Origin of the sequence: Thermogemmatispora aurantia (genome assembly GCF_008974285.1) — a bacterium.
Lineage (GTDB): Bacteria > Chloroflexota > Ktedonobacteria > Ktedonobacterales > Ktedonobacteraceae > Thermogemmatispora > Thermogemmatispora aurantia.
In genome coordinates, this window is the sequence record NZ_BKZV01000003.1 from 670546 (window position 1) to 693295 (window position 22750).

General features: G+C 61.4%; 16 protein-coding genes and 1 pseudogene. 9 read left to right on the top strand and 8 right to left on the bottom strand.

Going from position 1 to position 22750, the window contains the following annotated elements:
- Positions 1 to 275 (bottom strand): annotated as a pseudogene (locus tag KTAU_RS21580) (hypothetical protein); the annotation flags it as partial.
- Positions 276 to 769: 494 nt separating this feature from the next.
- On the opposite strand from KTAU_RS21580, the gene KTAU_RS12400 reads away from it, so the two are divergent.
- Complete coding sequence (locus KTAU_RS12400) at positions 770 to 1807, top strand: LacI family DNA-binding transcriptional regulator (RefSeq protein WP_151728665.1); 1038 nt, start codon at positions 770 to 772, stop codon at positions 1805 to 1807.
- Between the two features lie 146 nt (positions 1808 to 1953).
- Here the strand turns inward: KTAU_RS12400 and KTAU_RS12405 are convergent, their stop codons facing one another.
- Positions 1954 to 2445: a GNAT family N-acetyltransferase gene (locus KTAU_RS12405; protein WP_170293255.1), complete on the bottom strand. Its 492-nt coding sequence runs from the start codon at positions 2443 to 2445 to the stop codon at positions 1954 to 1956.
- Between the two features lie 528 nt (positions 2446 to 2973).
- On the opposite strand from KTAU_RS12405, the gene KTAU_RS12410 reads away from it, so the two are divergent.
- Positions 2974 to 6075: a discoidin domain-containing protein gene (locus tag KTAU_RS12410; protein ID WP_151728667.1), complete on the top strand. Its 3102-nt coding sequence runs from the start codon at positions 2974 to 2976 to the stop codon at positions 6073 to 6075.
- 237 nt (positions 6076 to 6312) lie between these two features.
- On the opposite strand, the gene KTAU_RS12415 is transcribed toward KTAU_RS12410, so the two are convergent.
- From KTAU_RS12415 to KTAU_RS12430, 4 genes are all read right to left on the bottom strand, one after another.
- The gene (locus KTAU_RS12415) at positions 6313 to 7506 is read right to left on the bottom strand and encodes an ABC transporter ATP-binding protein (protein WP_151728668.1); all 1194 of its coding nucleotides are present in this window, start codon (positions 7504 to 7506) and stop codon (positions 6313 to 6315) included.
- Between the two features lie 52 nt (positions 7507 to 7558).
- A complete protein-coding gene (locus KTAU_RS12420) occupies positions 7559 to 8497 on the bottom strand; it encodes an ABC transporter permease (protein ID WP_151728669.1) in 939 nt (312 codons plus the stop codon).
- Between the two features lie 37 nt (positions 8498 to 8534).
- Positions 8535 to 9488, bottom strand: coding sequence for an ABC transporter permease (locus KTAU_RS12425; protein ID WP_151728670.1), 954 nt, complete (start codon positions 9486 to 9488; stop codon positions 8535 to 8537).
- Between the two features lie 144 nt (positions 9489 to 9632).
- A complete protein-coding gene (locus KTAU_RS12430; RefSeq protein ID WP_170293256.1) occupies positions 9633 to 10835 on the bottom strand; it encodes an extracellular solute-binding protein in 1203 nt (400 codons plus the stop codon).
- A gap of 1167 nt (positions 10836 to 12002) precedes the next feature.
- Between KTAU_RS12430 and KTAU_RS21585 the strand changes: the two genes are divergently transcribed.
- Positions 12003 to 12464: a zinc ribbon domain-containing protein gene (locus KTAU_RS21585; protein ID WP_170293257.1), complete on the top strand. Its 462-nt coding sequence runs from the start codon at positions 12003 to 12005 to the stop codon at positions 12462 to 12464.
- Between the two features lie 85 nt (positions 12465 to 12549).
- On the opposite strand, the gene KTAU_RS12440 is transcribed toward KTAU_RS21585, so the two are convergent.
- Complete coding sequence (locus KTAU_RS12440; protein ID WP_151728673.1) at positions 12550 to 13221, bottom strand: hypothetical protein; 672 nt, start codon at positions 13219 to 13221, stop codon at positions 12550 to 12552.
- Positions 13222 to 13353: 132 nt separating this feature from the next.
- Here KTAU_RS12440 and KTAU_RS12445 point away from each other — a divergent pair, with 132 nt between their 5' ends.
- The 4 genes from KTAU_RS12445 (at position 13354) to KTAU_RS12460 (ending at position 17884) form a co-directional block, all read left to right on the top strand.
- Entirely contained in the window at positions 13354 to 14643 is a 1290-nt protein-coding gene (locus KTAU_RS12445) for an Nramp family divalent metal transporter (protein WP_151728674.1), read from the top strand.
- A 382-nt stretch (positions 14644 to 15025) separates the two neighbouring features.
- The gene (locus tag KTAU_RS12450) at positions 15026 to 16549 is read left to right on the top strand and encodes a PTS transporter subunit EIIC (protein ID WP_443098649.1); all 1524 of its coding nucleotides are present in this window, start codon (positions 15026 to 15028) and stop codon (positions 16547 to 16549) included.
- Positions 16550 to 16867: 318 nt separating this feature from the next.
- Positions 16868 to 17359 (top strand): PTS sugar transporter subunit IIA, encoded by a 492-nt coding sequence (locus KTAU_RS12455; RefSeq protein ID WP_151728676.1) that lies wholly within the window; start codon positions 16868 to 16870, stop codon positions 17357 to 17359.
- A 300-nt stretch (positions 17360 to 17659) separates the two neighbouring features.
- Positions 17660 to 17884 carry a hypothetical protein gene (locus KTAU_RS12460; RefSeq protein WP_151728677.1) on the top strand — a complete coding sequence of 75 codons (225 nt, stop codon included), beginning with the start codon at positions 17660 to 17662 and terminating at the stop codon, positions 17882 to 17884.
- Positions 17885 to 17996: 112 nt separating this feature from the next.
- Here KTAU_RS12460 and KTAU_RS12465 read toward each other — a convergent pair whose 3' ends face one another.
- Positions 17997 to 18602 (bottom strand): glycerol-3-phosphate responsive antiterminator, encoded by a 606-nt coding sequence (locus KTAU_RS12465; protein ID WP_151728678.1) that lies wholly within the window; start codon positions 18600 to 18602, stop codon positions 17997 to 17999.
- A gap of 840 nt (positions 18603 to 19442) precedes the next feature.
- Here KTAU_RS12465 and glpK point away from each other — a divergent pair.
- Together glpK and KTAU_RS12475 are read left to right on the top strand one after the other, a co-directional pair.
- Entirely contained in the window at positions 19443 to 20945 is a 1503-nt protein-coding gene (gene glpK, locus KTAU_RS12470) for a glycerol kinase GlpK (RefSeq protein ID WP_151728679.1), read from the top strand.
- A 203-nt stretch (positions 20946 to 21148) separates the two neighbouring features.
- Positions 21149 to 22051, top strand: coding sequence for an MIP/aquaporin family protein (locus KTAU_RS12475; RefSeq protein ID WP_151728680.1), 903 nt, complete (start codon positions 21149 to 21151; stop codon positions 22049 to 22051).
- Positions 22052 to 22750 lie beyond the last annotated feature (699 nt).

Consider the following 22750-nt stretch of genomic DNA (forward strand, 5'->3'; position numbering starts at 1 on the left):
GCCTGCGGCGCCGGGTTCGTCACCCCCGACGTATCAATCGCATTGCTCGTGCTGGCCGTCGTCCCTCCACTATAGTAGCTGTCCGCGATAAACGGCGCCACCGCCGGCCCGCCTGCGTTGATCTGCACAGGTGCCTCCGCATGGGCATGGGGGACCGAGTTGAGCGTCGGCAGCACGAGAAAGAGCGAGCAAATAGAGAGGAGGATTAGCAGACTCAAAAGACCTTGTTGCGCAATCCTGCGCCGTCGGTTCGCCCTGGGAGCATATGCGTCCATGACATCTCCTTTCTGAATGGTCGCAGCTGGCAGGAAGGATGAGAGACCCAGCCCAGTCCGGCCTTGCCCCGTTCCACCAGTCATGTGCCGGGCAAGCCAGCAGGTCAGTCAAGCCAGCCGTCCTACAAAGGAAGCAGGCGGAGCAGAGGATCGGCTGGTACTCAGGCTAGCTACGTCCAGCGAAGACAATTGGACAAGAGGGGTCTCGCCTCCTTTCTGTGCTGTCCTGGCCGGCTAGCCTGCCGGTTGCGGCGAGGTGGGCCAGCAGAGCAGGCCGGGGACTCTGGCACGCCATTCTTTCGAAAGAAATCGAAATCGTTTTCTACAAGAAACTATACGGATTTGTTCTCTGCTTGTCAAGAGAGCGAGCTGAGGGGTTAGCAGCAATAGCGACAACAGAAGGGAAGGAGACAAGGAGAATACAGATGATTGCGCAGTGGCTGTGCTATAATAGGTCGGAAACTTTCAGAGGGGAGCAAGCACAGCACAAGTCAATGGCAAGACGACACAACATCGACGGGCGACCCACGATCGCCCAAATTGCCAGAATAGCGGGAGTTTCGGTCCCCACGGTCTCCAAAGTCCTGAACGGGCGCGCAGACGTCTCGCTACCGACGCGCGAGAAAGTCGAGCGTATTATCGAAGAGTACGGCTTTGTGCGCAACCGCGCGGCGCGGGCGCTGCGCAAAGGGAAGACTGGTCTGGTCGACCTGCTGCTGCCCCGGCTGGACGACGAATACTATCTGCCCATCCTGGAGGGAGTAGCCCAGGTATTGCGCGAGGCTGGCCTGCGCCTGGTTTTGACGGCCACCGACTATAAGCCGGAGGAAGAGGTGCGCTGGATCACCACGGTCACCGACCACTCGACCGATGGCATCCTGGTGGTCCTTCCATCGGAGCGAGCCATCGAGCAGCTTGAGCGCTCGGGCCTGCCATTTGTTCTGATTCACAACCAGGGAGGTCTGCAGGCAACAGCGCCCTCGGTGCGCATCACGAGCTGGGAGGGAGGATTTGTCGCCACAACCTACCTGCTCCGGCTTGGCCACCAGCGCATTGCCTACATCGGCAAGACCTCCCCGGCCAGGGACGCCATCGAGCGCATCGCCGGCTACCGGGCCGCCTTAGATGCCGCTGGGCTGCCACTCATGCCTGAGCTAGAGTGCGATGGCGACTTTACCGAAGCCAGTGGCTATCAGGCCACCCTGCGCTTGCTAGAGCTGCCCGAGCCGCCCACAGCGATCTTCGCCGGCAACGATCGCCAGGCGGCTGGCGTCTACCGGGCCCTGCATGAGCGCGGGCTGGCCGTCCCCGAGCAAATGAGCGTGGTAGGCTTCGACAACCTGCCCTATACCGAGATCATGAACCCACCGCTGACGACCATTCATGCGCCCCGCCTGGAGCTGGGCCGAACGGCGGCGACAATGCTACTACGCCTCATCAATGGTGAGCAGCTGGAGATGCCACGCGTGGTGCTGCCAACGCATCTGGTGGAACGTCAGTCGTGCTCTCCACCGCGCCAGCAGCAGGAATAAAGCGATCCCGGAGAGTCGAGCCGGGCAATGAGGCCCGCGCTCCCTCTCATCCCCACGGAGAGATGGACGCAGGAGCCGCAACAGTGCCCAACAAGGGCGGGCAATCCCGCCTGTTCCTCAGCAGAGTTGCTGACTGACGGCAGCTCCTAGAGGAGCGGTTTCTCGTAGAGAATAATCTCCAGAGGCTGGATCTCTCCAGAAGGTTGACGCTGCTGATAGAAGGTGCGCCCTACCTCGCAAAAGCCGTTTTTGAGATAAAGGCGCTGGGCTGCAACCTGGAGTACGGAGGTATCGAGGTGCAACAGACGGTAACCAAGGGCGCGGGCCCGCGTTTCGAGCGCTTGCAGAAGACGCTGACCGTAGCCACGACCCTGGTATTGGGGGAGGACGCGCATGCGCTTGATCTCGGCTCGTCCCTCGCCGGTGCGCTTCAAGGCTCCCATCGCGACGATCTTGCCGTCGCATTCCCCTATCAGAAATTCGCCGCCGTTGTTGAGATAGTGCTCTTCAATGGCATAGACATCGTCATCCCAGGGGCCCCGCCCCAGATAGGCCCCCGTCTCTTTGAGAACAGCTACATGTAACTGTTCAACTGCCGCTTGATCAGCAGGGGTATAGCGGCGTAGCTTGAACTCCAAGGGCTTTGCTCCCTTCCTGATCGATCGATTGGTCCCTTCATAGGCGATACGCAGCCAGTTCCTCGGAGCACCCTTGCTCTCACAGGCCAGCCATCAGCCAGCAGACGTGAGGTTGAGGAGTAGGGAGATGATCATGATAGCACCCCACCCGCGCTTATGACAAGACAAAGGCGGCCCTGGCGGCCTCCATGCTCGGACGATCTCTGCCAGGTAAGCAAGAGAATGGAGAGATCGAGGTCGCGGCACCTGCGCTCGCTTTCTTTCGAAAAAAAGCATTGACAGTTTCATCCCCCCTTGACAGAGAGCCGCGAATTCTCTATATTCAAGACAAAGTCTCCGATATTGATTTCGCAAATTATCGAAAACAAGGAGGGAGAACTACACGCTGCCTCCTCCCTCCCTGGAGACAGGCGGGGAGAGAGACCAAGCGCGAGATGAGCTGAGCGGAGCCGGCTTCTCGGCTCTGCCGACCTACCGCGATCTCATGCGATCGACCGACTTGTGCAGCAAAGAAGCAAAGGAGTTGTCATGGACGCACCTACTCCCAACGCAGCCAGGCAGCCTGAGTTACAGAGGTCGCCATCATCGTCGTCTCCACCCTCGCCGCTGCCGCACCTGACTCGCTGGCTGCTGATTCTAACGCTGCTGTGCTCATGGAGTGCTCTAGCAGCGTTGCTGGTCCGGGCGCCTGTAGCGCTGGCCGCTGCCCCCATACAGATCAACGCGGGTGGGCCGGCAGTCTCGCCTTTCATCGCCGATACCGACTTCTCCGGCGGCGGCACCTCTTCCTCCTCTAACCCCATTGACACTTCCGGCACCCCCAATCCCGCCCCGCAGGCCGTCTACCAGACCGCCCGCCTCGGCAACTTCTCCTACGCTATCCCCAATTTGACCCCGGGCGCCAGCTATACCGTCCGCCTCCACTTCGCCGAAACCTACTGGACCGCCGCCGGCAAGCGCGTCTTTAACGTCAGTCTCAACGGGCAAACGGTCCTCGCCAACTTCGACATCTTCGCCGCTGCCGGAGGCGCCAACAAGGCCGTCGTCAAGGAGTTCAGCACCACCGCCTCCTCTAGTGGCACCATCACCCTCCAGTTCAGCTCTGTCGTCGATCAGGCTCAGCTCAACGGTCTGGAGGTTCTGCCGGCTTCCAGCAGCGGCTGGACGCTGGTCTGGAGCGATAATTTCAGCGGGCCTGCGGGCAGCTCGCCCTCGGCAGATAACTGGATCATTGATACCGGCACCAGCTACCCAGGCGGAGCAGCAAATTGGGGGACTGGCGAGGTCGAGACCATGAGTAACTCGACCAGCAATGTCTCTCTCGACGGCAATAACCACCTGAATATTACTGCGCTCAACACTAACGGGAGCTGGACCTCTGGACGCATCGAAACGAAGCGCAGTGACTTCGCCGCGCCGCCGGGCGGCATGTTGCAGATCAGCGCCTCCATCAAGCAGCCCAACCCGGCTAACGGCCTCGGCTACTGGCCAGCTTTCAGCGCCATGGGCGCCCAGTACCGCGGCAACTACCAGAACTGGCCCGCTGTCGGCCAGATCGACATTTTAGAAGATGTCAATGGACGCAACGCAGAGATCGCAACGCTGCACTGCGGTAGCGCCCCCGGCGGCCCTTGCAACGAGTACAACGGCCTGACCAGCGGCCTGGCCACCTGTCCAGGCTGCCAGAGCGGCTATCACACCTATTCAGTGATCATCGACCGCAGTCTCGCGGATGAGCAGATCCGCTGGTACCTGGATAACCAGCAGATCTGGATTGTGCGCGAGAGCCAGGTCGGCGTGAGCGCCTGGCAGGCAGCCGTCGATCACAGCTTCTTTCTGATCTTCGATCTGGCCATCGGCGGCTCCTTCCCAAACACCGTCTGCAGCTGCACGACGCCCACAAGCGCCACTTCCTCGGGCAGCACCTTGAGCATCGCCTCGGTAGCAGTCTACCAGAAAACGGGCACAGCGCCGCCGGCCCTGACAACACCGCCGACGCCGAGCGGAGCCAGCGTCGTCAAGATCACCGGGACGCAGGGGAACTGGCAATTGCTGGTCAACGGCTCGCCCTATCTGATCAAGGGCGTGACCTTCGGCCCTCCGAACGCTGCCGCTCTGGCCTATATGCCCGACCTGCAGGCCCTCGGCGTCAACACGATCCGCACCTGGGGAACCGATAGCAGCACGCAGTCGCTGCTCGACGCCGCTGCAGCCTATGGCATCAAGGTTATTAACGGCTTCTGGCTCTCACAGAGTGCTGACTATGTGAATGACAGCGCTTACAAGGCGAGTCAGCTCAGCGCTATTCAGAACCTGGTTAACACCTACAAAAACAGCCCGGCGGTGCTGATGTGGGACGTTGGCAACGAGGTACTGCTCAATCTGCAAAATAGCTTTTCGGGCACCCAACTGGAGCAGGAGCGCAACGCCTATGCACAGTTCGTCGATCAGGTAGCCCAGGCGATTCACGCCATCGACCCGAACCATCCAGTAACCTCGACCGACGCCTGGACCGGCGCCTGGCAGTACTACAAAGCCAATGCGCCTCACCTCGACCTCTACGCGGTCAACTCCTACGGAGCAGTCTGCAACGTCAAGCAGGACTGGATCAACGGCGGCTATACGGTCCCCTACATCGTGACCGAGTCGGGGCCACCGGGCGAATGGGAGGTGCCCAACGATGCCAATGGCGTTCCCCAGGAAAGCACAGACGTGCAGTCGGCCCAGGGCTACGCCAACGCCTGGAACTGTATCACCAGCCATAGCGGGGTGGCGCTTGGGGCGACGCTCTTCAACTATGGCATCGAGAACGATTTCGGCGGCGTCTGGTTCAATCTGAAAACCGGCGGCTGGAAACGGCTGGCGTACTATACAGTCCAGCAGCTCTATACCGGACAGACGCCGCCCGCCAGCAGTACCCCACCGGTGATCTCCAACCTGACAGTGAGCACAAACACGGTACCAGCCGGCGGCCAGTTCACTTTGAGCGCCAGCGTCAGTAATCCCGGCGGCAATCTGTTGCGCTACAGTATCATGTTCTGCAGCAAGTACATCGATGGCAGCACAGGCTTGAGCTATGCCACCTTTAGCCAGACAGGCACAAGCACCTTCACGGTGACGGCGCCCAAGGTGCTGGGCACCTGGAAGGTCTATCTGTACGCCTACGATGGCCAGGGCAACGTTGGCATCGAGACGCTCTCGTTCAAGGTGGTGCCTCCGCCTGTCAACGGGACCAATGTGGCTATTGGCAAACCAACGACGGCCTCATCCTACCAGACAACCGGCAACGGCGCCCCATACCCACCGTCGAATGCCACCGACGGCAACCTGTCGACACGCTGGGCCAGCGACTGGAGCGATCCGCAATGGATCATGGTTGACCTGGGCCAGGTGACTCAGATCAGCCATATACAGCTGGTCTGGGAGGCGGCCTACGGCTCAGCTTATCAGATCCAGGTGTCGAACGATGGCAGCACCTGGACAACGATTTATTCGACGACCAGCGGGACCGGTGGGGTCGACGATTTCGACGTGAGCGGCTCAGGGCGCTATGTGCGCCTCTATGGAACAGCGCGCGGTACCTCTTACGGCTACTCGCTCTGGGAATTTGGCATCTATACCCCTGCATAATGGCGCTCGTGGGACGGGCGGCGCGCTCGCTCGTCCGTTCGCTCGCTCGCCCGCGAGCGTCAGCGGGCCAGGGTCACTGTTGCTCGCTCGTGTGCTCGCTCCTCCTGGCCCGCCGCGCCCGTTGGGAAGAGACAGCGACCGTTTTGGCCGCCCTCTTCCTGCGGGCGCTCTCTTTTCTCCTTAAGGCTGCAGGAGCCAGTCCGCCCGCCAGCCGGCCAGAGTGTCTCCGGCCCACTCTCAGGCATGTTCCGGCTGCGGCTCGCGCTCGGGCGAGACCTGCCCGACAACGGCGGCCCTGCCTGAGCGCCCGGCAGCCGCTTCTGCCTCGCTCTCCCCGTATGGTAGCACCAGGCAGGCTTCGGGCGGAAAAGCGAGAAGGACGCGCTGCCCGGGAACCAGGGTTCGGGCCTGCAGCCCAGGGAGGTCAACCGTGAAGAGCTGGCCTCCGTCGGCCCGCACGCGGAAGCGTGTCACTGCCCCCAGAAAAGTGCGTAGCTCCACGATGCCTGTGAGCAGATTCTCTTGCTCCTGGCTCTGACTCCTGTCCACAGCCACGCCATCAGCCTCTTCGAGCTGCTGCAGTGTGACCAGCTCGGGGCGCACCACCAGCAGCACAGCAGCGCCATCGCTCAGCTCCGGCTGAGGTGGCACACGGAGGAGGATCTCGCCAAGACGACAGTGACCATCAGCCGCGCGCTCCAGGCGAGCCGGCAGGCGGGTACTGGCCCCGACAAAGCCGGCCACAAAGACCGTGCGCGGTCGGCGATAGATCTCCTCGGGCGCCCCAAGCTGCTCAAGGCGACCGCGGGCCATGACGGCGATGCGGTCGGAGATGGCCAGGGCCTCTTCCTGATCATGGGTCACGTAGATGACGGTCATCCCCAGCTGCTGCTGAATGCGCCGGATCTCCTCACGCAAGGTCACGCGCACCGCCGCATCGAGGGCCGAGAGCGGCTCATCGAGCAACAGTACTTTCGGTTCAACGGCCAGCGCGCGCGCCAGGGCCACGCGCTGCTGCTGTCCGCCCGAGAGCTGATGCGGATAATTGTGCGCCCGATCGGCCAGCCCTACCAGGGCCAGCAGCTCCTCACAGCGCCGGTGGATCAAGGTAGGAGACAAGCGCCTGAGACGCAGGCCAAAGGCAACGTTCTGCTCAGCCGTCATATGCGGGAAGAGGGCGTAGGACTGAAAGACCATGCCCATCGGGCGCCGGTTGGCCGGGCGGGTTGTGATCTCCTCCCCATCAAGGAGAATGCGCCCAGCATCCGCCTGTTCAAAGCCAGCAACCAGGCGCAGAATAGTAGTCTTGCCGCAGCCGCTTGGTCCCAGAAGTGTCAAGAACTCGCCTTGCTCAACCTCCAAAGAGAGGCGCTCAACGGCCCGCGTTCTTCCAAAGGATTTGCTCAGCTCCTGCAATTCTAGAAAAGCCATAGGCATTCATCCTTGTGTCATCCATGCTTGACAGCCAGCAGGGCCAGTCGGTCTAGCGTGGGCCTGCCCCCTCGATCTGTCCCGGGAGCGCGGCCCGTCCCCCGCCCGTGCGCGGGCGCGTGGCCGGTACCATGCCCAGCACACAGAGGAGCGTCAGTAGAAAGCTGAGGACTGCCAGCAGAGCCGCCCGGTGTGGATCATTCTGCCCCGTCATGTTCAGGTAGATCGGGAAGGTATAGGTATTGAAGAGGCTGGCCAGCGTCAGCTCGCCCATCACCGTCGAAAAGGTCAACAGGGCCGCGGTCAAGATTCCCGGCCAGATATTGGGCAGAATCACCAGCAGCAGCGTCCGCCACCAGCCCGCTCCCAGGCTGGCCGCCGCCTCCGTGAGCACCCTGACATCGACCGCGCGCAGGCTGTTGTCAATGGCCCGATAGGCAAACGGCAGCGCCACGATGACATAGGCGCAGATGAGCAAGAGCGGAAGATCCAGCAAGGGGAAGACATTGCTCAGCAACGGCACCAGACCCAGGGAGAGCAGGTCCACCAGGGGGCTGTTGGTGGCCGCCCCGTTGTACTCCTGCAACAAACCGGTTCCGAGCACAATGGGTGGGACGGCAAAGGGCAGCAAGGCCAGTGCTTCAAGCAGAGGCTGCACCTGTGGCAGGCGCAGATGCACCTGGTAAACGGTGGGGGTCAGCAGCAGAATGACCAGCACCGTTGTTCCCGCCGCCAGCCCGAGCGAGGTCAGCAGCGTCTGCCAGAAATCGGGATCGCCAAAGACGGCGCCGAGACTTGAGAGATCTCCCCAGCCGTGGCTGCCACTGAGACCAAAGACCAGGGTGGCCGCCAGCGGGATCAACAGATAGAGCAGGGCCAGAGCGAGTGCCAGCCTGGCCGGCAGGAGTCCGCCCTCGTTCGCCAAGTGCTGGCTGGGCTGCCCCACGTCCTGGCCCGGTTTGCGGTGACGAGGCCGAAATAGCGATCGCATGCTTCTTTCTCCTTGTCCTGGCACATGTCCTGGTTCGCTAGCGACCCTGCCAGCGGCTCGCCCGCCTGAGCATCGTCGTGTAGAGCGCGACCACCGCTAGCAGCAGCCCCATCATGCCGACAGCAAGAGCATCACCCAGGCCAAAATCAACGGTCACGTTACCATTGACCAGAAAATCGATGAGGATGGGGACCAGGTTGATGTTCCCCTGAGCCAGCGCATAGGCCGTAGCGAAGGCTCCGAAGGAGTTGGCAAAGAGCAGCATGGTGCCAGCAACCAGCGACGGGAAGAGGATGGGCAGAGCTACGCGCCACCAGTAACCAGCCGGCGAGGCCCCCAGATTGATGGCCGCCTCGCGCCACTCCGGACGCAGTCCCGTAAAGGCGGGCAGCGTTACCAGGATCATCAGCGGAAGCTGGAAATAGACATAGACCAGCACCAGGCCCCAAAACTGGTAAATGCTGAAGCCGAGCGCGTAGAGATCGAGATGCAGCCAGCTGCGCAGGGCGACCGTCACAAAGCCCGTGACGCCAAGTGTCGCGACGAAGGCGAAGGCCAGCGGGACACCCGCAAAGTTGGCGGCGATACTGCAGAAGCTGATTAGCAAATTGCGCAGCCAGCTCTGGCGCAGGCTGGCCAGCCCATAGGCAGCCACCGCCCCGAGCAAACCTCCAATGAGGGCCGTGACCAGCGAGAGGGCAACGCTATTCTGAAAAGCGCGCAGATTGCTGGCCTGGGCCAGGAGCCGCTGATAGCCAGCCAGACTCAGCCCACCAGTGCCACCGTTGGTCAGGCTCCCCTGAATCGTGATGACCACGGGCAGCAACTCGAAGAGCAGACAAAAGAGCAAGAAAGGCACGAGAATCGACCAGGCCAGCAACCCAGCCAGGCGCCAGGCACTACGCCGCGCCAGCGGCTGCTCGCGTCTCTTCTCTCCGGCCATGCCAGACTGGGCCCGCCCCCCTTCCTCATCGAGCGCCTGCGAAAGCATAGGCCTCCCTCCCTCCTGATCAGATAGCCGCAGCGGGCGCACTCGTTCCGATCCAGCGGCCAGCCAGTGTGGACCACTCAGAGGAGCGAAGAGCGCCGCTGCGCCGAGCGAGAATGTGCTCCTCTTCCTCTCATCTCAGGCTCGCTACGAGCCAAGCACCTGCGGCCCCCAGTTGTTATTGACCAGCGTCGAAGCCGCATTCAGCTGAGCCAGCGACGGAAAACGCACATTGGCATACTGCTCAGCAGGCGGTAATTTGGCAGCAAGATCAGGGGGAACCTTGCCAGCCGCCACCAGCTTTTGATAGCGGGCTGGATGAGCGTAGCCCTTTAGATAGAAGAGCTGTCCCTCGTCGGAGAAAATATATTCAATCCAGAGGCGAGCCGCGAAAGGATGGGGAGCCGTCTTATTGATCACTGAGACATAGGGACCAGCGATCGAGCCATCGGAGGGAATGATCACTTCCAGATGTGGCTTGCCGGCCAGCTGGTCGCGGAAGCCCAGCCCGAGATAGTCCCACATCACGGCAATGGCCACTTCGCCGGTCGAAATATTGGCAATGCTGGAGCGGGCAACCGTGAAATTGCCGCTCTTCTTGAGTTGTGCAAAATAGTCGATGCCGGGCTGAATATTGTCGAGGCTGCCGCCGTGAGCCAGCGCAGCGGCAAAGACCGCCAGAAAGGCATCGTTGGCCTGGCGCGGGTCGCCGTCGATGCCGACCATATTTTTATAGTTGCCGCTCAGCAACTCAGCGAAGGAGGTCGGCGGCTTCTTCACAAGATCGGTATTGATCACAAAAGCCTGCGCGCCATAGTATTCGGTGCACCAGTAGCCGTCGGGGTCCTTGAGACTGGCATCGATGTCATCCCAGTAGGCATGCTTGTAGGGAGCAACCAGCCCCTGCTGAACAGCCAGCGGCCCAAACTTGAAGCCAACGTCACCGATGTCACCGTGAGGGCGCGTCTTCGAGTTCTTGAAGACCTCTAGCTCCTGAGCTGAGGAGTATTCGGCTTCGGCCTTGTAGGAGATAGGCAGGCCATAATGGCTGGTGTAACCGGCCAGGATATCTTTGTAGTCAGCCCATTCTGGTGGGATGCCCACGGCCTGCAGCTGGCCCTCTTTTTTGGCATTGGCAATCAGCGTATCCAGCTTGATGGGACCAGCCATGTTGACGTCGGCAGTGGTGGCACTGCTGCCAGTGCTACTGCTCCCACAGGCTTCGAGCATGGCCGCCAGGGCGCTGGCCGAGAGGCCAGCCACGCCCGCCCGCCGCAGAAAGTGGCGGCGGCTCTGCTGGCCGAAGAGATCATTGAATAGCAGCTGTTCCTGGCTGCGTCCAGGGCGCATCAAAAGGCTACCTCCTGATCGTTGACATGCACGGAGAACACGGTCAAAGGTCACACGGGAAGGACTGCTGGCCCAGCATACTGAGCCGGCGCTTGAGGCAACGATCGCCATTGCTCGGTAGAATGAGCAACCGCAAGCGCATCCAGCAGATGGCCAAACGGCGAGACAGCAGGTCAACGGCAGGCAGGCCCGAGGCGGACCACAGAGCACAGGCCCTGCCTCTCCGTACGCTTGCTCTCTCCACGCTTCTTCATGGTAGGGCGGCCATGCTAAGAGGAAGTTAATAGATAAAGTAGGGGTTGTTAAGGCTCAGTTATATTTCGCCCGACGCCGCAGGAGCAAGCCATCGGGAAGGCGCATCACGTGACCTCGTCAGGGCAGTATCGCACCCAGGAGTAGAGCAATTGATTTATCGCGCATTTTCTGCTACCATAGAAGCAGGCTGGCAGCTCTAGTCAGGAGAGACTCAGGAGCAAAACAGGGAAGACTGCCCAGCGTCTGAGACAACCATGTGGCTGCTCAGCAGCCAGGCGGACCGGCAGAGTGTTACGGGCGCGACCCGCCAGGGCCGCGGGCCGCACTGCTTAGCTCGGCGCCCAAGGAGGACCAGCGATGTTCACGTCAGCGACCTGGCAGTCTCAGTCAGTGCTGCACAGCAATGGGCTGCTGCTCTCCACCTATCCAAACCTTCTTCACGCTCTTTCGTGCTCCTCCCGACTCCCTTCCTTGCGAGCGGCCACCAGGGAAGGCCGTCCGAGGCCGCCCAGCTACGGAAGCCAGGTCTCTCTCAGAGTTGATCAGCCTGTTTGTCCCCCCCCTTAAGGGCGTGTCCCGATCTGACTGTTAGCAAAGGAGGAGCCTTACACATGGAACAGCGCATCTACCACGGCAGCCTTTCCCCGGACGGCCTGGCCGACTTACCGCGTCCAGACCTTTGGCCAGAACTACAGCTATCTCGGCTGGGGAGGTAGCACACTCAGCGCTATCGCCCAGAAGATCGGGCAGGGGGATCACGTTCTGGTCCAGATCGCGCAGGCGCGTCCCGGGAGCGGACGCCTGCGCACCGCCCTCGGCGTCAGCATCTCGCGCCTATCCGATGGTATCAGCGCCAGTGTCGGTCAGAGTCACCGGTTAGAAGGCCCGCTCACAGGGATACTCTGGAGCGCCTTGTTCTTCCCGCCACTCCTGATTTTCCCGCTGATCCGCGGCATTGGGAACTTTAGCTTCTACCAGGACGTCTGGCAAGCCATCGAAACCTATTGCACCCAGGCTCAGGTTACGCGCGCCAGCACCAGCACCCTGCACGGCCTCTGCTGCGCGCGCTGCGGGGTCCTCAACGACGAAGCGGCCCAGCACTGCCATCTCTGCGGCGCCACCTTGACGGCCAGCCCAGCCAGCAGCGCCGGAGCGCCCGAGCAGGTGACCTGCGCCAGTTGCCACGAGCGCGTCGTCGCGGCCCGCTTCTGTGGCAATTGCGGCGCCTCGCTGACGCCAACGCCTAGGGACGTCCAGCACAGCCGGGCGCCCAGCAAAGAGCGATCTCTGTCATTAACAAAAGAGAGACGAGAGCCTGGCGGAGCGATCGCAGGTGACCATCCCATCCGGCAGGCTCTCATCCCTCATCCCTGATCTCAGACAGGAGCGGCCCCCCTCAGTCCCAGGGACGAGAGCGGCGAGGGCAGCCTCCCACCCTCACCGGCTTCTGCCTCCCACATCACGAGTGCACCGTCAGCACAATGTTGCCACTGTAGCTCTGACCGGCGACAATGGGCCTCGCGACCCCATCGACTGTCAGGGTGAGTGTATGGCCCGGCGGCGCCGTCAGGGTCGCGCCCGGAGCAAGCACCAGCTTGCTCAGATAGCTGGTCCCGGTGACCGTCCAGCACGATCCCGCGTTGAGCGTCACGCTCACCCCATTGTTCACAACCGGTGAGGGCGTATTGCTCACCTCGCCCAACTGCTGATAGCTGGCTGAAGCGATGGTACTCACGGCATGGCGCGCCAGCGAAGTCGAAATCACTCCAGTCAGGCGGGCCTGATTGAACGTCAGCACCATATTCATGTTGCCCCGCATGCCATTGAAGAAATTGCCCGTGAGGGCGATCTGTGAGAAGGTCGCCACGGCATCGCTGCTGTGGACCGCTGTCACATCAAAGCTGCTGTCCTTGACCGGCAGGCCACTCGGCTCCGTATAGACGCTGGCATTGACCAGCTTGCCATTGACGAAGACCGGCCCCGGATCATCGTTCTCCATAAGCTGCAGCAGCGTGCCATTGGCCGGCAAGAGACGGGCCCCCTGCGAACCATCGACCGTGATCGCCACCGCCTGCCCCTTGTCCAAAAAGGCATGGTCAACGACCAGCTTCGTGTCCTCGCCCGTGCCCACAATGGCTGCGCCATAGCCCACAAAGGCCGTCAGGCCAGGCTAGCGGTTCTGCCAGCGATATGTGCTATGCTAGCAGTGGCAGGGCGCTGCCAGTCCAACACCAGCCTGTTCTTTCAGGGAGGGACCTCGTCGATGCCAGTACGTCTGCAATCTGTGAAAAAGGTGCTTGGTCTCCTTGGGCCTGGCCTCATCACGGGTGCCGCGGATGATGATCCCTCGGGGATCGCTACCTATTCGCAGGCCGGAGCGCAGTCCGGCTATGCGCTCCTCTGGACGGCCCTGTTCATGCTGCCGCTCCAGATTGTAGTACAAGAGAGCTGCGCGCGCATTGGGGCCGTCACGGGCAAGGGTCTCGCCCGTCTCATGCGCGAGCACTACAGCAAACCCGTGCTTTACATCGCTGTCTTCCTGCTCCTGGTGGCCAACACCATCAACATCGGAGCCGACATCGGAGCATTGGCCGCCGCGGCGCAGCTGCTGCTCCCGCTCCCCCTGGTCCTCTTCTCCGTACTCTTCACCGTACTGATCATCCTGCTGGAGGTATTGCTCCCTTACCGGGTTTACAGCCGCGTTCTCAAATGGCTGGCAGTCTCGCTGCTCGCCTACCCGCTCACCGCCCTGATCATTAGCGAACCCTGGCCGACGATTCTGCGCGCCACCTTTCTGCCCCACATCGAGCTGAGCTTCTCCTTCTTCTTCGTCATCACCGGTGTGCTGGGCACCACCATCTCGCCCTACATGTTTTTCTGGCAGGCAGCGGAGGAAACCGAGGAGGTACGCGCTCAGCATCTCCAACGAGCCAACAGGAAGCCGGCGATCACGAGACGCTTTATACGCAATCTGCGCATCGACAACGTGACCGGCATGGTCTTCTCCGAGATTGGCACCTGGGCCATCATTGTCGTGGCGGCCACGGTGCTTCACAGCCACGGCCTTACCACGATTCGCACCTCTGCCGATGCTGCCCGCGCCCTGGAGCCACTGGTACACAGCTTTCCCCAGGCAGGCTATCTGGCGAAGCTCATCTTTGCCACGGGCATCATTGGTCTGGGACTACTGGCCATCCCCGTACTGGCAGGCTCATCTTCATATGCCCTAACCGAGGCCTTTGGCTGGCCCGAGGGGCTGGACCGCAAGCTGACCAAAGCCTGGGCCTTCTACGGGATCATCGTCGGCGGCACCCTCATCGGCCTGCTCCTGAATTTCATCGGTATCGATCCGGTGAAGGCCCTGGTCTACTCCGCCGTCATCAATGGGATGGTGGCAGCTCCTCTGCTGGCCCTGATCGCCCTCATGGCCAGTAACCGCGCAATCATGGGGCGCTACCGCAGCGGCTGGCTCTCGCGCCTGCTGCTCTGGCTGACATGCCTTGGCATGGGCGCTGCCGCTCTGGGCACGATCGCCACCCTCTGGCATCCCTGAAAAGAGGGCTGGCCACGTTGAGAGGGCTTTCTCAGTCCAGCCAGCTGGAGTGGAAGGCCGGCAGGCAGGAAAGCCTGGCGTGAGAACAGCGCAAAGCTGTTCAGGCTGCTAGAGTCGCTGTTGCCACAGTTGCCGGCGTCCACCAGGGGTCAGGATGGCGTCACTTGTCCAATGATAGGTATAGATGACTTGACAAATGAACCAGTGGTAGCGTAGAACATAGTCATGTAATGCACGTCCACTGGTAGTTTAAGTTTCTCTCGTCAGGAGCATTGAAATGAGTGCCGCCAATAGTTCAGCTTCTCCTGGTGTCGTTTCCCCTGGGCGAGTCAGTGGCTTTGACCGCATCCTGGGAGCCTTACAGAGCATCGGGCGCTCGCTGATGCTGCCGATTGCCGTGCTGCCGGCGGCGGGCCTGCTGCTGCGTTTTGGGCAAGCCGACCTGCTCAACCTGCCCTGGATGGCAGCGGCGGGCAACGCCGTCTTTGCGAATCTCTCGCTGATCTTTGCCGTTGGCATTGCCATCGGACTCACTGGCGGCGAAGGGGCGGCGGCGCTAGCCGGGCTGGTAGGCTATCTGGTCTTTAACGGCGTCTTCAACGTTATCATTCCCCAGGTCAACGGTGCCCCAGATCCCTCGATCTCAATGGGCGTCTTCTCCGGCATCATCATGGGGCTGGTTAGCGCCGGCCTCTATCGGCGCTTCCACGACATCCGCCTGCCGGACTACCTGGCCTTCTTCGGAGGCAAGCGCTTCGTCCCCATCATTACAGCCCTGGTCGCCCTCGTGCTGGGAGCTATCTTCGGCCTGATCTGGCCGCCCATCCAGGGGGTCATCAATGCCGTCGGTCAAGGAATCGTCGCCCTGGGGCCGATCGGCACCGGGATCTATGGCTTCCTCAACCGGCTGCTGATTCCCTTCGGCCTGCACCACGTGCTCAATACCTACGTCTGGTTCCAGCTGGGCACCTATCACACGGCGCACGGCCTGGTCAACGGTGATCTCAACCGCTATTTTGCCGGTGATCCCACGGCGGGCAACTTCATGGCCGGTTTCTTCCCCGTGATGATGTTTGGGCTGCCAGCCGCCTGTCTGGCCATGATCCGCCGCGCTCATTATCCACGTGTGGCCGCCGGCATCCTGCTCTCCGCCGCCCTGACTTCTTTTCTGACAGGCGTGACTGAGCCAATCGAGTTCGCTTTTCTCTTCGCAGCTCCTGTACTCTTCCTGATCCATGCTGTGCTGACTGGCACCGCCCTGGCCATCTGTACTGCCCTGGGCATCCGCATCGGTTTTACCTTCTCCGCCGGCTTGATCGACTACCTGATCAACTTCAGCAAGGCCAATACGAGCCAGCCGCTGCTCTTGCTGCTCATCGGGCTGATCTACGCCGTTATCTACTACTTCATTTTCAGCTTCTGCATTGAGCGCTTCAATCTGGCGACGCCGGGACGTGGCAGCTCGGCTACCGATAGCCGCAGCGACTGGATTCTGCCCGAGAGCCAGCGCGGCCCACGTCCAGCGCGGGCGACCGAGCGAGGGACCACCTCAGAGGCAGGGGGCACAGCAGTTGGGACGAGCGATGCCGATGAGCGCCTGGCGGCGGAGCTGCTGGCAGCACTTGGCGGCAAAGCCAATGTTGAGAGCGTCGAGGGCTGCATCACGCGCCTGCGCCTCTTCATCAATGATCCGACCCACATCGACGAGGCCCGTCTCAAGCAGTTGGGCGCTGCCGGTGTCATTCGGCACGGCAAGATAGTCCAGGTCGTCATGGGGACGCAGTCCGACCGTCTGGCCAGTCGTATGAAGCAGCTCATAAAGAGGGAAGGAGGAGGAGGAGGAGCAGCAGCAGCAGCAGAACAGGCCCCCGTCCCCCAAGTGTCGGAGGGAACAGAGCAGGAATGAGAGAGGCTACCACTGTGCTCGCCGGCACCAGCGAGGTGCTGTCTATGAGCCGCTGGTCCAGGGAAGCGCTGAGGCATTAGCCTTGCTGTTGACCAGCACGGCCCGAACCTGGATAATCGGCTACGAGCACAAATGCAGGCCTCCTTGGCAGAACGGGCAGCTTTTTTCCTGGCTGCCCGTTTTCGGCGCGCTGGCTGTCAGGTGATTGTCGGTCAACAGCCCGAGGTCTGAGCCAGTGGTCTGCAAGCTATGATACGCATAAGACAACAAGTCAACGGCTAAACATTACCCTAGTAGGAAGTGCAGGATTTAAAGAGCATGAGAGGTTCCCAGAATCAGAGCAATCTGGTTGTTCTAGCACCGATCGATGGCCAGATTGTGCCGTTGGAGCAGGTGCCCGACGAGGTCTTTGCGCAGAAGCTGGTCGGCGATGGCCTGGCGATTGATCCGCGGGGCAGCGTGGCGGTTGCTCCCATCAGCGGCAGGCTGGTGCGTCTCTTTCCGGGCGGTCATGCCTTCGTCATCGCTGCCGGCCCCGAGGGTAGCGATGAGGAGACCGCCGTGATCGTTCATTTGGGCCTCGATACAGTAGAGCTGGCTGGCGACGGCTTTACTCTTCTGGCCCAGGAAGGCGAGCGCGTCGAGGCTGGCGCGCCGGTGGTTGGCTTCGATCGCGCACGCATCGAAGCACGGGGCAAGAGAATGCTTAGTCCTGTGGTCTTCAGCGGTAACGGAACCCTAACCCGGCGTGCTAGCGGCACGGTACAGGCGGGACGGGACGTGCTTTTTGTCGTACAGCGCTCGCTTTAGCTCAGACTTGATACATCATTCTCTTGACAAGAGCATGTTGTAGAGCCTATCCTCAAAACAGGAGAAAAACCCTAAGATTCGCAATGAACGCTGATTGACTTGCATCGAGCAGCAGCTTTGGCTCCTGGTCGGCCTTATGCAGCCATGCGGATCACCGGCCAGGGACCAAAGTCCTCGGTCCTTGGATGCTTGGATGCTTGGATGCAGACAGAGACAGAGACAGAGACAGATTGGCACACAAGCAGGCAACGATCTCAAGCGTGGAAGGCGCTTCCACGCCAGCAGAGGGGAGTCTCAGTCATGCGCGAAGCGGTTTCGCGCAAGCGCTGCTCGAACAGCTATCGTCTTTTCCGGGATGGCACCCTGTTAGCTGAGATCGGTCCTGCTCTGTCTTGTCAGGTGGACGGCCTGACGATTGGAGGACGCTCGTACACCGTGCGTCGCGGACGCTTTGGCCTGATCCAGACCTACCTGCTGGAGGTCAATGGCTCCTTGTTCTTCTTGGTCATGATCCAGTGGCAGTGAGAGCAGGCCGCAGCGTCAGGCGGGTAGCATCGTCGTATCATCGTCTCCTTCTTCTCTCCCTGCTGCGCTTTTTCAGGAGAGAAAGGCAGAGGAGGCCACTCGCTTGAGCCGCTCACGCCAGGGAAAGGTTGCGCCAGAGGCTGTAGGTGCTGCTGCTGCTGAGGATGGCCCCGGCCTGCTGAACGCGAGCCACGTCTTCGGCGGTGCGGATGAAGCCGCCAGCGATGAAGGGGCCGGGCAGCAGTCGGCGCAGAGTGGCAGCTACCTCGGGGAACATGATGCCGGGCAGGACCTCGACAAGATCAGGGCCGGCGTGAGCGATTGTGCGCACCCCCTTCTCCAGGCCGGAGTCATCCAGCAGGAGCAGGCGCTGGATGGTGATCAGACCCTCGGCGCGGGCCGCCGTCACCAGCTGCGACTTACTGGTGATGATGGCATCAATGCCAATCTGATGCAAATATTGGATGCCAGCGCGGTCTTTGCCGATGCCACTGACGAGGTCGACGTGTACCACAACGCGCTTGCCCCGGCGTCGCGCTTCCTCGACAAAAGGAGCCAGCTGGAAGGCATCCCCCTTGAGGAGGAAGAGCAGAGGAGCATCAGCCTCCAGGGCCAGACGCATGTCCTCCTCCGATTTGAGCGCCGCCGCTACGGGATAGAGACGCGCCAGGCGCACAATCTCAAGTGCCGCTTGCGTATACCCACCTCGATGAAGCAAAGGAGCCGTCCCTCAAACTGCTCGACCTGTGATCCAGGAACGATCTGCTATAGTTTTATCTTTATTAATTATAGTCAGGGGACCACCTCTTTGTCCAGGCTGAGCCAACAGGCTTCCAGGGCCGGGGGGCCAGGCCAGCCCGGCCCGGTTTTGTGGTCAGCAATTCGGCACTTGACAAAGCAAGGTGGGTTAACTATATTATAAGCAAGGCACAGGCTATTAGCCGGCCTGTACTGCTACCATTGCAGCAAAGCAGAGACAACTAAATATAGAATTTGACAGGACAGTGAACTGAAAAGTCCTGAGCCAGTGTGAATAACACGGCTTGGGACTTTTTTCTTTTGCTCCTGGCCGTCAGGGCTTGTTCAACAGCATTGGAGGCGATTCCACGATTAAAACTCGATTCGCTGGGATGGCGCCCCGGACAACAGGCCAACTCCCCCAGAGGGAGCAAAGGGGTGACTTCCTCTCGCGCACCCGAGCGGAGCGGCGGCGTAGCACGGGGGCCGCTGCAGGTCGAGAGAAGGGAGTATCCAGCTGAGGGGCCTGGCGCGTTATAGAAGGAGCAGACTAGCTAGCAGGTAGGCAGGTAGCAGTACTGGCCAGGCGAGGCCTGGGTCAATGGCAGTGTTGCCAGCGGCCCGACAGCCCAGCAGCCTGCGCGTCCGCCACCTGCGCTTCATGCTTCACAGGCAAGCCGAAGCCGGCGGCAGGTCAAGCAGGCGGGTAGCGTGCCCGGACGCAGCGGTCCGTTCTGCGCCGGGAGCGGCGCGGCGTCCAGGCTGGCCGATCTTTGGACAATGGAAGACGTCACAGCAACAAGAAAGGGCTTGTCTACCTATGGCGAAGTACGTCCTCGCCCTTGACCAGGGCACCACCAGTTCACGCGCCATCCTCTTCAACCATGACGGCGCCGTCGTCAGTCTCGCCCAGAAAGAATTCCCGCAGATCTACCCGGCTCCGGGGCTGGTCGAGCACAATCCCGAGGACATCTGGTCCAGTCAGCTCAGCGTCGCCCAGGAGGCTCTGCACAAGGCCGGAGCCAGTGCCGCCGACATTGCCGCTATCGGCATCACTAACCAGCGCGAGACTACCCTCGTCTGGGAGAAGGCCACTGGCAAGCCGGTCTTCAACGCTATCGTCTGGCAGAGCCGCTTAACGGCCCCCATCTGCGACGAGCTGAAGGCCAAGGGCTTCGATAGCGAGATCCGCCAGCGGACCGGGCTGGTGACCGATGCCTATTTCTCGGGCACGAAGGTCAAGTGGATCTTGGATAACGTGCCCGGCGTACGCGAGAAGGCCGAGCGGGGCGAGGTGCTCTTCGGTAACGTTGACACCTTCCTGATCTGGCGTCTCACCAAAGGCCGCGTCCATGTGACCGATGCCACCAACGCCTCGCGTACTATGCTCTACAACATCTACACGGGCGACTGGGACGATGTGATCCTCAAGGAGCTGGGTGTACCACGCGCCATGCTCCCCCAGGTGATGCCGTCGAGCACGGTCTATGGCGAGACCGACCCGGAGTTTTTCGGCGGACCGATCAAGATCGCCGGAGTGGCCGGCGACCAGCAGGCGGCGACCTTCGGCCAGGCCTGCTTCGAGGTCGGGATGGCCAAGAATACTTACGGCACCGGCAGCTTCATGCTGATGAATACCGGTGACCGTGGGGTGGCTTCGAAGAACGGCCTCCTGACGACCATCGCCTGGCGCATCAATGGTCAGACGATCTACGCCCTCGAAGGGAGCATCTTCATTACGGGCGCGGCGGTTCAGTGGCTGCGCGATGGGCTGCGCGCCATCGCGTCGAGCAGCGATGTGGAGCAGCTGGCGATGTCGGTACCCGACAACGGCGGCGTCTATCTGGTGCCGGCCTTCGTCGGTCTGGGTGCTCCCTATTGGGACCCCTACGCGCGCGGCACCATCGTCGGCTTGACGCGCGGGTCGAGCATCGCCCACATTGCCCGCGCAACGCTGGAGTCGATGTGCTATCAGACGCGCGACGTGTTGGAGGCTATGACGGCGGATAGCGGCGTGCGCGTGAAGGCCCTGCGCGTCGACGGCGGCGCCGTGGTCAATAACCTGCTGATGCAGTTCCAGGCCGACATCCTGGGTGTGCCTGTGCAGCGCCCCAAGGTGGCCGAGACGACAGCCCTGGGCGCGGCCTATCTGGCTGGCCTGGCAACCGGCTTCTGGAACAGCCAGCAGGAGGTGGCCGAGCAGTGGGCGGTCGATCGCACCTTTGAGCCGCAGATGAGCGCCGATCAGCGCGATGCGCTCTACGCCGGCTGGAAGCGAGCGGTGGAGCGCTCGCTACAGTGGGAGCGGCCCGCTTCTGCTTAGCAGCCCTTCTCCGCACGGATGGCAGGCGGTCGCCTGGCCGGCTGATCAGGCCGCCGCTTGCTCACAGTCCGGCCATCCGCTGGATGCGTCGATTGCTTGCGCCCACGCGCTTCCGGCTCCGCAGTGGGTGGCCGGGTCCTGGCTTTGCCCTGGTCTGTCATTCTTTCTATCTATCTCTCTGAGTGACAAAGGAGTTTGGATCAATGGCCCGTCAATTTACGAGCAGGCCCTCAGCGCTTGCGGGCCTGTGGGGAGAATGCATCGCCGAGTTCTTCGGCACCTTGATCCTGCTGCTCTTCGGCGATGGCTGCGTGGCCACGTTCGCCCTCTTTACGAATATCGGGGCGAACAATGCAGCGACGCCTTTCGCGAACGAGTGGATCGTTATCATTCTGGGGTGGGGCCTGGCGGTGATGCTGGGCATCTATGTGGCTGGAGCGATCAGTGGCGCCCATCTGAATCCGGCGGTGACGCTGGCACTGGCTGCACGTGGAAAGCTCCCCTGGAGCAAAGTCGTTCCTTACTGGGTCGCTCAAGTGCTCGGTGGATTTGTCGCTGCTGCTATCCTCTACTTCGTCTATCAGGGGGCACTGGTGCATGCCCTGTCACTCAATCACTTGACCATCGGGCAGATCGCCGATCCCAACGGCTACGGCGGTGTCTTCTATACCGCCCCCAAGCCCTTCGTGGGGACGTTCGGGGCTTTCTGCGATGAGTTCGTGGGCACAGCCCTGCTGGTGGGCCTGATCTTCGCTATCGTCGACGGGCGCAATCAGCCCGTGCAGGCCAATCTGAATCCGCTGATTATCGGCCTGCTGGTGGTGGCCATCGGCGCCTCCTTCGGCCTGAATACCGGCTACGCTATCAACCCCGCCCGCGACTTCGGTCCGCGCCTGTGGATCGCCCTCGTGAGCGGTGGGGCCAGCCTGTCGGCCAATAATTACTACTTCTGGATTCCGATCGTGGCTCCGTTGCTGGGCGGCGTGGTCGGCGCCTTCATCTACGACTTTACGGTCGGTAAGGTGCTGGAGGCTCGTGGCCTGGCCAAGTCGGGGACGGCGGAGACGAAGGGCGAGGCGGTGCGCGTGCCAAGCGAGGCGGAGTAAGTAACCAGTCGCCAGGCCGTTATCCTGGTGCAGCTCTTGCTTGCTCGCTCGCTCGCTCGGACGGTGCTCTCCACTTACGCTTCGACTTCTGCTTCACACGGGCGGCAGGGAGGAAGGCGCTCCGTAGCCTTCTTCTCTGCCGCCGCTCTGCGTCTTGGAAGAAGAGGCCCGAGAAAGCTGCTCCTCCTTCGCAGACAGGGGGATCGCTCGCTGATCGTTAACCGCGTTTGCCCCGACGCCGTTGTTTCCGCTCTGCTTGCCTGGTATTAGCCTCTACCTGCTTTGCCTCTCCTCCAAAGACTCCTTCTTCCAGGAGCAGCGGACGGCGATGCGACCAGATAAAGTACTCCAACCGCGGATTCCTTAAATAGGTGCAATTATAGTGCGGGGATTATATCACTGTGAGTGTTTTTGCGGAGCTTTTCGGTAGAACATTGAAACAGGGCACGCTCTGGTTTCAGTGTAGCACAGCACTTTCCTGTGTAACACACTGCAGCGCTAAAAGCGAAGAATGACTGTTGAGAGGCGCAATCATATGGCAGAGCACAGTTTTCGGCATGCTTTATGCAATAGAGAAGAGTGAGGGCAGAACCCAGGTGCTTGCCTCCGCTGTGACTCATCTTTCCGGTTGGGTTCTGCCGCTGCTCGGGCAACGGGGGATTGCTCGACAGCCACACGGTTCGGTACAACGTCGGCAGG

Excerpts from the sequence above, each read along its gene's own strand:
- KTAU_RS12415 (WP_151728668.1), bottom strand. The coding sequence starts at position 7,506 with ATGGCTTTTCTAGAATTGCAGGAGCTGAGCAAATCCTTTGGAAGAACG.
- KTAU_RS12460 (WP_151728677.1), top strand. The coding sequence starts at position 17,660 with ATGCGCGAAGCGGTTTCGCGCAAGCGCTGCTCGAACAGCTATCGTCTT.
- KTAU_RS12410 (WP_151728667.1), top strand. The coding sequence starts at position 2,974 with ATGGACGCACCTACTCCCAACGCAGCCAGGCAGCCTGAGTTACAGAGG.
- KTAU_RS12425 (WP_151728670.1), bottom strand. The coding sequence starts at position 9,488 with ATGCTTTCGCAGGCGCTCGATGAGGAAGGGGGGCGGGCCCAGTCTGGC.
- KTAU_RS12475 (WP_151728680.1), top strand. The coding sequence starts at position 21,149 with ATGGCCCGTCAATTTACGAGCAGGCCCTCAGCGCTTGCGGGCCTGTGG.
- KTAU_RS12430 (WP_170293256.1), bottom strand. The coding sequence starts at position 10,835 with ATGCGCCCTGGACGCAGCCAGGAACAGCTGCTATTCAATGATCTCTTC.
- glpK (WP_151728679.1), top strand. The coding sequence starts at position 19,443 with ATGGCGAAGTACGTCCTCGCCCTTGACCAGGGCACCACCAGTTCACGC.
- KTAU_RS12420 (WP_151728669.1), bottom strand. The coding sequence starts at position 8,497 with ATGCGATCGCTATTTCGGCCTCGTCACCGCAAACCGGGCCAGGACGTG.
- KTAU_RS12445 (WP_151728674.1), top strand. The coding sequence starts at position 13,354 with ATGCCAGTACGTCTGCAATCTGTGAAAAAGGTGCTTGGTCTCCTTGGG.
- KTAU_RS12450 (WP_443098649.1), top strand. The coding sequence starts at position 15,026 with ATGCTGCCGATTGCCGTGCTGCCGGCGGCGGGCCTGCTGCTGCGTTTT.
- KTAU_RS12455 (WP_151728676.1), top strand. The coding sequence starts at position 16,868 with ATGAGAGGTTCCCAGAATCAGAGCAATCTGGTTGTTCTAGCACCGATC.
- KTAU_RS12400 (WP_151728665.1), top strand. The coding sequence starts at position 770 with ATGGCAAGACGACACAACATCGACGGGCGACCCACGATCGCCCAAATT.